10 protein-coding genes and 1 rRNA gene are annotated in these 10432 nt (G+C 71.1%); 8 read left to right on the forward strand and 3 right to left on the reverse strand.

Annotated elements, in window-relative coordinates; genetic code table 11:
- Positions 1 to 3 precede the first annotated feature (3 nt).
- Positions 4 to 120: ribosomal RNA gene (gene rrf / locus BMH31_RS02710) — 5S ribosomal RNA — on the forward strand.
- 235 nt (positions 121 to 355) lie between these two features.
- Here rrf and BMH31_RS02715 read toward each other — a convergent pair.
- Positions 356 to 1288 (reverse strand): hypothetical protein, encoded by a 933-nt coding sequence (locus tag BMH31_RS02715; protein WP_099722798.1) that lies wholly within the window; start codon positions 1286 to 1288, stop codon positions 356 to 358.
- A gap of 114 nt (positions 1289 to 1402) precedes the next feature.
- Here BMH31_RS02715 and BMH31_RS02720 point away from each other — a divergent pair, with 114 nt between their 5' ends.
- Together BMH31_RS02720 and BMH31_RS02725 are read left to right on the forward strand one after the other, a co-directional pair.
- Complete coding sequence (locus BMH31_RS02720; RefSeq protein WP_099722799.1) at positions 1403 to 2167, forward strand: hypothetical protein; 765 nt, start codon at positions 1403 to 1405, stop codon at positions 2165 to 2167.
- Positions 2164 to 3204 (forward strand): HAD-IIA family hydrolase, encoded by a 1041-nt coding sequence (locus tag BMH31_RS02725; RefSeq protein ID WP_099722800.1) that lies wholly within the window; start codon positions 2164 to 2166, stop codon positions 3202 to 3204. Before BMH31_RS02720 ends, BMH31_RS02725 begins: the two co-directional genes overlap by 4 nt.
- Before the next feature lie 114 nt (positions 3205 to 3318).
- On the opposite strand, the gene BMH31_RS02730 is transcribed toward BMH31_RS02725, so the two are convergent.
- Together BMH31_RS02730 and BMH31_RS02735 are read right to left on the reverse strand one after the other, a co-directional pair.
- The gene (locus BMH31_RS02730; protein ID WP_241898102.1) at positions 3319 to 4545 is read right to left on the reverse strand and encodes an Nramp family divalent metal transporter; all 1227 of its coding nucleotides are present in this window, start codon (positions 4543 to 4545) and stop codon (positions 3319 to 3321) included.
- A gap of 152 nt (positions 4546 to 4697) precedes the next feature.
- Positions 4698 to 5378, reverse strand: coding sequence for a metal-dependent transcriptional regulator (locus tag BMH31_RS02735; RefSeq protein WP_099722802.1), 681 nt, complete (start codon positions 5376 to 5378; stop codon positions 4698 to 4700).
- 42 nt (positions 5379 to 5420) lie between these two features.
- On the opposite strand from BMH31_RS02735, the gene BMH31_RS02740 reads away from it, so the two are divergent.
- From BMH31_RS02740 to BMH31_RS02760, 5 genes are read left to right on the forward strand one after another with little or no spacing between them, the layout of a single operon-like run.
- Complete coding sequence (locus BMH31_RS02740; protein ID WP_099722803.1) at positions 5421 to 5606, forward strand: hypothetical protein; 186 nt, start codon at positions 5421 to 5423, stop codon at positions 5604 to 5606.
- Between the two features lie 7 nt (positions 5607 to 5613).
- Positions 5614 to 6444: a TlyA family RNA methyltransferase gene (locus tag BMH31_RS02745; RefSeq protein WP_099722830.1), complete on the forward strand. Its 831-nt coding sequence runs from the start codon at positions 5614 to 5616 to the stop codon at positions 6442 to 6444.
- A 35-nt stretch (positions 6445 to 6479) separates the two neighbouring features.
- Positions 6480 to 7400 (forward strand): NAD kinase, encoded by a 921-nt coding sequence (locus tag BMH31_RS02750; RefSeq protein WP_099722804.1) that lies wholly within the window; start codon positions 6480 to 6482, stop codon positions 7398 to 7400.
- Positions 7397 to 9085 carry a DNA repair protein RecN gene (gene recN, locus BMH31_RS02755; protein WP_099722805.1) on the forward strand — a complete coding sequence of 563 codons (1689 nt, stop codon included), beginning with the start codon at positions 7397 to 7399 and terminating at the stop codon, positions 9083 to 9085. Before BMH31_RS02750 ends, recN begins: the two co-directional genes overlap by 4 nt.
- A 37-nt stretch (positions 9086 to 9122) precedes the next feature.
- Positions 9123 to 10394: an AI-2E family transporter gene (locus BMH31_RS02760; protein WP_241898103.1), complete on the forward strand. Its 1272-nt coding sequence runs from the start codon at positions 9123 to 9125 to the stop codon at positions 10392 to 10394.
- The last annotated feature ends 38 nt before the right edge of the window (positions 10395 to 10432 follow it).

Below are 10432 nucleotides of genomic sequence, written 5' to 3' on the forward strand. Positions count from 1 at the left end.
AGTTACGGCGGTTATAGCGTCAGGGAAACGCCCGGTTACATTCCGAACCCGGAAGCTAAGGCTGACTGCGCCGATGGTACTGCACTCGGGAGGGTGTGGGAGAGTAGGACACCGCCGGACCCCTTTTCATGAGGAGGCCGTTCAGAAGGAGACACCAGCGATGGTGCCACCTTCTGGGCGGCCTTTTCTATTATTGGCGCGTGGATGGCACGCGCAGGCACGAGGAGGCCACATGAGCAACGACCGCAACAACGACCGCGGCGACCGTCGAAACGACGGAGACCGGGGCAACCGCGGCGACCGCAACGGCCGGCGCGACTTCGGGTCCCGCGACTTCGGCTCGCGCGGCTCCTCCTCAGACAACCGCGGTGGCAACCGCGGCCCCAAGCGAGGCGACGGCCCGCAGGGCGGAGGCCGCAGCGGCGACCGCTTCGGCGACCGACCCGCACCGCGCCAGGACCGCCACGGGCGAGACGACCGCGGAGACCGCGGCGATCGCCCCCGCTACGACGGCGCCGCGCGCAAGCCCTTCCGTGACGACGAACGCCGGCCCCGCCGCGACGATCGTCCGCAGGGTGACCGCCCGTTCCGCAGCAATGACCGATTCCAGGGCAACCGTCCTCGGCGTGATGATCGTCCGCAGGGCGACCGCCCGTTCCGCGATGATCGTCCGCGTCGCGACTTCGGCGATCGTCCCCGCCGGGACGACCGCTCGTACGGTGATCGTCCGCGCCGCGATGACCGTGCACAGGGGGATCGTTCGTTCCGTGACGATCGTCCCCGCCGGGACGACCGCTCGTACGGTGATCGTCCGCGCCGCGATGACCGTGCGCAGGGGGAGCGCTCCTTCCGTGACGAGCGTCCCCGCCGTGACTTCGGCGACCGTCCGCGTCGCGATGACCGCTCGTACAGCGAGCGTCCGCGCCGGGATGATCGTTCGCAGGGGGATCGCCCGTTCCGCGACGACCGCTCGCGCCGCGATGACCGTCCCACCGGTGACCGCCCGCGCCGCGACGACCGCGGGCAGGGGGAGCGCTCCTTCCGTGACGACCGTCCCCGCCGTGACTTCGGCGACCGTCCCCGTCGCGATGACCGTTCGCAGGGCGACCGCCCGTTCCGCGGAGACCGCCCCCGGCGCGACGACCGTGGATCGAACGACCGCTTCGACAACGCTCGCGGACGCGGCGGCACCCGCGGTGGCGGCCGCAGCGACCGCGGCGGTGCGGAGCGCGAGTTCACCGAGGCCGAGCGGCTGCAGCACTCGCTGCGTCCCGTCCGCGCCGAGCACGAGGACCCCATCATTCCGGACGACATCCGTCCGAACGACCTCCACCCCGCCGCGCGCAACGAGCTCAAGACCCTCCAAGTCGAGCTGCAGGAGCGCGTCGCACGGCACCTCGCCATGGTGGCGCTCCTGATCGACACCGATCCCGCGCTCGCCCACGAGCACGCGCTCTCGGCCAGCCGCCGCGCCGGCAGGATCCCCGTGACCCGCGAGACCCTCGCGATCACGGCCTACCGCAACGGCGACTTCGCTCTGGCGCTGCGCGAACTCCGCACCTACCGGCGCCTCACCGGATCCGACGCGCACCTCGCGCTCATGATCGACTGCGAGCGCGGCCTCGGCCGTCCGCAGAAGGCGCTCGAGACCGGCCTCGAGGCCAAGGACGCCGAGCTCGACATGGAGCAGCGCGTGCACGTCGCAATCGCGATGTCGGGCGCGCGCCTCGATCTCGGGCAGACCCAGCAGGCTCTCTTCGAGCTCGAGATCCCCGAACTCGACCCGAAGCGGGCCTACTCCTGGAGTCCCGACCTGTTCGGCGCCTACGCGACCGTGCTCGAGGACCTCGGCCGTGAAGCGGAGGCCGCCAAGTGGTGGGCCAACGCCGAACGCGCAGCGGGTGCACTCGACGACCACTTCGGTTCCCGAGACGAACTCGAGGTCTTCGAGGTGTTCGAGCACGACTACGCGGAGCCCGACGCCGACGCCGACGCCGACGACGCGGACGCTGACGAGGCAGCTCTCGAAGCAGAGGCTTCCGCAGAAGCTTCCGAGACGGACGCTCCGGAAGAGGTTCAGGATGAGGCCCCCGCGGCCGAGACCGACGCTCCCGAGGCCGAAACCGAGGCCTCCGCCGAGCAGCCCGAGGCGGAGCCGAAGCCGTGAGCCTCTTCGGGCGGCGCGCGGCGGCCACGGGTCCCGCTCCGATCGAGGGACGCGAGCTGCTGCTCGCCGACCTCGACGGCGTGGTCTACCGTGGCGAGGGCGCGATCCCCGGGGCGGTCGAAGCGCTGAACCGCGGTGCCGCACAGGTCCCGCTCGGCTACATCACCAACAACGCCGCACGCACCGACGAGGCCGTGGCGGAGCACCTGCAGCGCCTCGGCCTGAACGCCTCGGCTCGCGAGATCGTGACCTCCCCGCAGGCCGCCGTCGCGCTGCTGCAGCGCACCGTCGCGCCCGGTGCGCGAGTGCTCGTGGTCGGCGGCGAAGGCATCGAGCGAGAGCTCGAGCGCGCCGGCTTCGAGATGACGCGCAGCGCCGATGACCGTCCCGACGCCGTGATCCAGGGCTTCGCGCCGCACGTCGGCTGGGAGCACCTCGCCGAAGCCGGATTCGCGCTCGCCGAGGAACCCGGTCGCGAACCGATCCCGTGGATCGCGACGAACACCGACTGGACGATCCCCGTCGCCCGCGGACTCGCGCCCGGCAACGGCACCCTCGTCTCGGCCGTGCACACCGCGGTCCAGCGCCTCCCGGTGTTCGCGGGCAAGCCCGAGACGCCGATCTTCGAGACCGCGTTCGAGCGATTCGGGACGCGCAACGCGCTGATGATCGGCGACCGGCTCGACACCGACATGGCCGGAGCGCAGGCCGCGGGGATCCCCTCGTTGCACGTGCTCACCGGTGTGGATCGTCCCAAGCAGCTGGTCGCGGCGACTCAGAACATGCGGCCCGATTTCATCGTGGCGAGCCTCGACGAGATGTTCGATCCGTACCCCGAGACCCGCACGCTGAAAGACGGCACCGTCGTCGTCGGCGACGCGAAGGTGCGCATGAGCGCGCACGTCGCCGAGGTCGTCTCCGAGGGCACCGATCCGCTGAACCTGCTGCGCGCCGGCTGCACGGCGATCTGGGCCTCCGGGCTCGCGATTTACGGGCTGAAGGTGCCCGAGATCCTGTACGCCGACCACTGGCGCTGACCGCGCCGACGGAACCGCCGTCGCCGGCGCTGCGAACCGGCACCACGAGGCCCGGTGGGGTCGATCCGAGGATCGACCCCACCGGGCCTCGCTGCGTTTCGGGGCAGTGCCGGGCTAGGCCTGCCCGGTCGCGGTGAGTACGACGAGCAGCACGTTGAGCGCGACGATCGCGACGGTGATGAGGATCGCCACCAGCTGCAGGGGAACGCGGTTGGCGAAGCCGCCCATGTCGGACTTGCGGCTCGTGAGCCAGACGAGCGGGATCAGGGCGAACGGGATGCCAAGCGAGAGGACCACCTGGCTCACGATGAGCGAGAGCGTCGGGTCGATGTTCAGGCCGAGCACCAGCAGCGCTGGGATGAGCGTCACAGCGCGGCGCAGCAGCAGCGGAACCCGGATGTTGATGAGTCCGGCCATGATGTCGGCGCCCGCGTAGGCGCCGACCGAGGTCGATGCGAGGCCGGAAGCGAGCAGGCCGATGCCGAAGATTACGCCGATGGCGGGGCCGAGGTGGGCGCTGATCGCGGCCGCTGCGCCGTCGATGGTGTCGGTGCCGTCGACGCCGGGGAGCGCGGACGCGGCGAGCAGCAGCATGGCGATATTGACGCCGCCGGCGACGACGAGCGCGAGTGCGACGTCCCAGCGGGTGGCGCGGAGGAGCCGGCGCACGACGCTCGGGTTCTCGGAGGTGCCGTGGCGATCGCGGGAGAGCGTGGAATGCACGTAGATGGCGTGGGGCATGACGGTGGCGCCCAGCATGCTCGCGGCGAGCAGCACCGTCTCGGGGCCCTGGAAACGGGGGACCATGCCGCCTGCGACCCCGCCCCAGTCGAGCGGGCTGAAGAACAGCCCCGCGACGAATCCGACGGTGATGATGGTGAGCAGGGCGAGGATCACCAGTTCGAAGCGGCGCTGGCCGCGACCCTGGATCGCGAGGATCGCGAGCGACACGATCCCGACGATGATGCCGCCCACGAGCAGCGGGGTGTCGAACAGGATCTTGAGCGCGAGCGCACCGCCGACGACCTCGGCGAGGTCGGTCGCGATCACCACGACCTCGGCCTGCAGCCAGTACAGCACCCGGCCGGCCTTCGGCATGCGTTCGCCGAGCAGCTCGGCGAGGCTCTTACCGGTGACGAGGCCGAGCTTCGCCGACAGGTACTGGACGACGACCGCCATGGCGTTCGCGACCACGAGGACCCAGATGAGGAGGTAGCCGTACTTGGCGCCCGCGGTCAGATTGGCCGCGACATTGCCGGGATCGACGTAGGCGATGGCGGCGACGAACGCGGGTCCGAGCAATCGGAGCAGGCCTCGTTCGGGGCGGGCGGTCGTGGTCACTGCGGGAACCTCCGGATCGGTTGACGGCCGGCGCTGCTCGCCGGGTGCTACGACCATACGCGAGATCAAACTACGTTGCAACGTAGTTTGATTCTTGGGCGCGACGAAAAACCCCGCGAACGGCGTGTTCGCGGGGCTCCGAGGTGACCGCTCTAGTCGATGAGCACGGTGGCCCAGACGGAGTCGAGAGCGACCTGTCCAAGCGGGAACGACTCGGCGGCGCCCGCGATCGCCACTTCGACGGCGCCGGAGAACGGGGCCCCGGCGCGCAGCTCGATCTCGGTGCCGATGCCGATGCCGTGATCCGCGAAGAACTGCAGGAGCGCCGGATCCTCGTCGGAGATCCGCTCGATGCGCGCCCGGCTCCCGGCGGTGAGCGTGCTGAGCAGCACGGCGTCGGGTAGCTCGAGCGTGCCGTCGGCCGCGGGGATCGGGTCCCCGTGCGGGTCGCGGGAGGGGTGCCCGAGATGGACGTCGATGCGGTCGACGAGGAAATCGGAGACCGCGTGCTCGAGGGCTTCGGCCTCGTCGTGGACCTGGTCCCAGCGGTAGCCGAGCACCTGCACCAGGAAGGTCTCGATCAGCCGGTGCCGGCGGACCATGGCGAGCGCGAGCTCGCGGCCCTCGCCGGTGAGCGAGATGGAGCCGTATCGCGCGTGGTCGATCAGCCCGAGGTCGGCCAATCGGCGGACCGCGTCGGACGCGCTCGAGAGCTTGACACCGGCCTTCGCCGCGAGGGTCGACGGAGTCACCGGGGCGTCCGACCACTCCTGCAGGCTCCAGATCGCCTTGAGATAGTTCTGGTTGCTGGCCGAGAGCGTGGAGACGGACATGCCTCGAAGGGTATCAACTCGGGGCAGCGGTACGCTTGGTGCATGAGTCCCGAGGAGAACCCCGAGCCGGTCCCGGAACTCGCGAGCGCGGGTGACGACGGTCTGCTCGATCGCGCGGCGCTCGTCGAGGCGCAGCCGCTCGCGGAGCGCGCGGCCGGCTTCGACCTGATCGCCGAGGAGCTGCTCGCCGAACTGCAGCGCAGCGACCACGAGGGCGCCGGTGCCTGAGCGCGACGTGAGCAGCGCGGTCTGGCAGGGGGCCCTCGAACGTCTCGATCGGGTGCTCCCCGAACTCGGCCTGGTCCGCTCCCGCAGTCGTGCGGCCGAGCTGATCGCCTCCGGGGACGTGCGGGTCGATGGGCGCGTCGCGACGAAGGCCGGCGCGCGCGTCGGCGTCGGATCGACGATCGCGGTCTCCGGGAACGACCGGTACGTCAGCCGCGGCGCGCACAAGCTCATCGCCGGTCTCGACGGATTCGGCGTCGAGACCGCGGGACGCCTCGCCCTCGACCTCGGCGCGTCGACGGGCGGCTTCACGCAGGTGCTGCTCGAACGGGGGGCTCGCGAAGTGCTCGCCGTCGACGTCGGGCACGACCAGCTCGTGGCCGAACTGCGCGAGGATCCTCGCGTGCGCGTGGTGGAGGGCTGCAACGCCCGAGAGCTCACCGCCGAGGGGCTCGCAGCGGACACGGGCGTCGTCGAGGCGCCGACGCTCGTGGTCGCGGACCTCTCGTTCATCTCGCTCACCCTGATCCTGCCGGCGATCGCGCGGGTCGCAGCGCCGCGCGCGGAGCTGATCCTGCTGATCAAGCCGCAGTTCGAGGTCGGCCGCACCGGGATCCGCGAGGGGATCGTGGTGGATCCGGCGCTGCGCGCCGAGGCGATCCGCACGGTTCTGGGATCGGCGGCCGAGAACGGCTTCGCGGTGCAGGGTCTCGAACCCTCGCCGATCGCCGGGTCGCACGGAAACCGGGAATTCCTCGTGCATCTCTCGCGCGGCGGAGACGCGGATCCGACAGAATGGGAAGCACGGATCGCCGAGCTCGTCCCGGAATCCGACGACTGACCGGAGCGCACCGGGAACCCCCGACAGGAGGCGAAATGAGCCGAGCCGACGCGGCCGAGCGCCGCATGCTCGTGGTCTCGCACACTGCGAAGCGCGAAGCCATCGAAGCGACGATCGACGTGGTGTCCGCGCTGCGCGCCGCCGGGGTGACCCCGGTGATGGCCCCCGCGGATCGCATCGAGTTCGCGCCCCACCTGCCGCTCGACCGCACGGCGGAGCTGGGGGTCGACGCCGAGGTGTCGGCGCTCGAGATCGCCATCGTGCTCGGGGGCGACGGCACGATCCTGCGCGCGGCCGAACTGGTGCGCGAGTCCGACTGCCCGATCGTGGGCGTCAATCTGGGCCACGTCGGGTTCCTCGCAGAGATGGAGCGCCACGACCTCGCCTCCACCGTCGAGCAGGTCCTCGCGGGGGACTACACGGTCGAGGAGCGGGTGACGCTGGAGGTCCGCGCCACGCTCGACGGGGCGGTCATCGCCGAGACCTGGGCGGTCAACGAGGCCAGCGTCGAGAAGCGCCAGCGCATGCTCGAGGTCGCCGTCGGCGTCGACGGCCTCCCGCTCTCCTCCTTCGGGTGCGACGGCGTCGTGCTCGCCACGCCCACGGGATCCACCGCGTACGCGTTCTCCGCGGGCGGACCGGTCGTCTGGCCCGGCGTGCAGGCCATGCTCCTGGTGCCGATCGCGGCGCACGCACTTTTCAACCGACCGCTCGTCGTCGGCCCCGACTCCGTCCTCACGGTCGAGATCCTGCCGCAGAGCGTCGGCGAGGGCGTGCTCTGGTGCGACGGTCGGCGCCGCTCGGAGCTGCCGTCGGGGTCCGTCGTCGAGGTACGGCGGTCGGTGCGGCCCGTGCGCCTCGCACGGCTCGACGAGGCCGTCTTCACCGACCGCCTGGTCAACAAGTTCAACCTGCCGGTCACGGGCTGGCGCGGGCGCAGCGGAGGCGAAGCGTGATCGAGGAGCTCAGGATCCGCGACCTCGGGGTGATCGGCGACGCGACGCTCGCGCTCGGTCCGGGATTCACCGCGATCACCGGCGAGACCGGCGCGGGCAAGACGATGGTCGTGAGCGCCCTGGGCCTGCTCATGGGCGGGCGCAGCGACGCGGGCGCGGTCCGATCCGGCGCGAATCAGGCGCGGGTGAGCGGCCTGGTGCGCACGGTCGATACCGACGTGATCGAGCTCGTCGAGGAAGTCGGCGGTGACGTCGAGGAAGGCGAGCTCGCCCTCACGCGAACGGTCAGCTCCGAGGGGCGCAGCCGCGCCAGCGTCGGGGGAGCCGCGGCTCCGGTCGGTGCGCTCGGGCGTCTCGCCGATCGGCTCTTCGCCGTGCACGGCCAGTCCGAGCAGCTCCGCCTGCGCAGCCGGACGGCGCAGCGCGAGACCCTCGACCGCTTCGGCGGGGCCGAGGTCGCCGAAGCGCTCGCCGCCTACCGGAAGCTGCACGAGGAGCGTGCCGCGCGATCCGCCGAGCTGTCGGAGCTGCGCGCCGCGCACGACGCCCGGGCCGCCGAAGCCGTGCGTCTGCGCGAGGACCTGGACGAGATCGCCGCGCTCGATCCGCAACTCGGCGAGGACGAAGAACTGCGCGTCCGCATCGAGCGGCTCAGCAACCTCGAAGCGCTGCGTGCGGCCAGCATCGCGGCGGCGCGCGCACTGGCGGGCGACGGCGACGATCCCTACGATCGCGATGCGACGGGCCTCATCACCGAGGCCCAGCAGGAGCTCGAACGCGTGGCCGCGCACGACGAGCGGCTGGCCGCCGTGCTCGAAGGGCTGCGCGCCATCGGGTTCCAGCTCGCCGATGCGACCCGGGATCTCGGCGGATACCTGAGCGACCTCGACGAGGACGGGCCGGGCGAGCTCGAGCAGGCGAACGAACGGCTGTCGGCGTTGAACGGCGTGATCCGTCGCTTCGGCGGTGGGCTCGCCGAGGTGCTCGAGATTGCCGAGACCGGTGCGCTGCGGCTCGCCGAGCTCGACGGCGACGACGAGCGGGTCGACGAACTGGACGCGAGGCTCGCGGTGCTCCTCTCGGAGGAGCGCGCCGCGGCGGACCGGCTCTCGGAGCTGCGCCGCGCGGCTGCGGTCGAGCTCGGCGAACGCGTTTCGGCCGAGCTCCGGCACCTGGCGCTGCCCGACGCGGAGTTCGCGGCTCTCGTCGAAGCGGGCGAGCTCGGAGGGTCGGGTGCCGACGAGGTGACGTTCCTGCTCCGCTCGCATCCCGGCGCCGAACCCCGACCGCTCGCGAAGGGCGCCTCCGGCGGAGAGCTCTCGCGCATCATGCTCGCGCTCGAGGTCGTGGTCGCCGCCACCGATCCCGTGCCGACCTTCGTGTTCGACGAGGTCGACGCCGGCGTCGGTGGTGCGGCCGCCATCGAGATCGGGCGACGGCTCGCCAGGCTCGCCCGCACCTCGCAGGTGATCGTGGTGACCCACCTGGCGCAGGTCGCCGCGTTCGCGAACAACCACCTCCAGGTCGTGAAGGACTCCTCCGGCGGGTTCACCGAGAGCAGCTGCCGTCGCCTCGACGGCGACGAACGGCTCGGCGAGATGGCGCGCCTGCTCTCGGGGCTCTCGGACTCCTCGAGCGCCCTCGAGCACGCCGCCGAGCTCCTGCAGCTCGGCCGCGAGGCGTAGCCGTTCCGACGTCGGTGCCGACTGCTACGCTCCCTGCATGAGCAAGATGCCCTGGCGGCGCAGCCGACCCGCGGAGCGCCGGAGCGCGACCACCAGCGCGAGCGAAGCGGCCGAGCGCGCGCACCTGCTCGACTCGCACCCGCAGGTGGTGCACGCCGACATCGAGCAGATGGACGCCGAGACCCGCAAGATGTACCGCGACGCGCGCAACGCGGCGATCGAGACGCGCGAACAAGAGGCGCGGGAGAAGCGGACCCGAGAGTTCGTGGTGCGCGCCCCGTTCCAGCTCGGCTTCGTCATCACCCTCGGCGTGCTCGCTGCGCTGCTGGTCGGAGCCATGGTCAGCGAGCTGACCACCATCATCATGTACGTCGTCGGCGCCCTGTTCATCGCGCTCGGCCTCGACCCCGTCGTGCGCTGGCTCGAGCGCAAGGGCATCAAGCGGCCGCTCGGCATCGGCATCGTGTTCGGCACGTTCATGCTCGCCGTGGGCGGGGTCATCGCGATCGTCGTGCCGATGCTCTCGAACCAGATCGCGCAGCTCGTCCGCAGCGCGCCGAGCTACTTCGTCGGTATCTCGAGCGAGCCCTGGTTCCACGATCTGAAGGACCGCTTCAAGCAGTTCGTCGACTTCGACGCGCTGCTCAAGACCGGGCAGGACTTCGTCGGCAAACCCGAGAACTGGGCCCAGGTCGTCGGCGGCGTCTGGCAAGCCGGCATGGGCATCGCGAACGGTCTCACCGCGGCGATCATCGTCCTCATCCTCAGCCTCTACTTCCTCGCCTCGCTGCAGGCGATCAAGCGCGGCTTCTACACGCTCGTCCCGCGTTCCGGCCGCGCCAAGGTCATGGACATCACCGAGCAGGTCACGAAGTCCGTCGGCGGCTACGTCAACGGCATGGTGATCCTCGCGCTCATCAACGCCGTGCTCGGTTTCATCATGATGACGATCGTCGGGGTGCCGTTCGCGGGTCTCGTCGCTGTCGGCGTCTTCTTCCTCGCGCTGATCCCGCTCGTCGGCTCCCTCATGGCGACGGTGCTCGTCGCCGCGGTAGCGCTGTTCAACTCGCCGGGGGCGGCGCTCGCCGCCGCGATCTACTACCTGATCTACATGCAGATCGAGGCCTACCTCCTCACGCCGCGCATCATGAACCGCGTCGTGTCGGTGCCGGGCTCCCTGGTGGTCATCGGCGCGCTCGCGGGCGGCACGCTGCTCGGCCTGCTCGGCGCGCTCATCTCGATCCCGGTCACCGCGATGGTGCTGATGATCGTCAAGCAGGTCTGGGTGCCGCGCCAGGAGCTGCACTGACCCGTCGGCGCGTCCCGCGCCCTGATTGGGATCGCGGG

The sequence above is a fragment of the Leucobacter sp. OLIS6 genome, from assembly GCF_002752355.1.
In the GTDB taxonomy this organism is placed as follows: Bacteria; Actinomycetota; Actinomycetes; order Actinomycetales; family Microbacteriaceae; genus Leucobacter.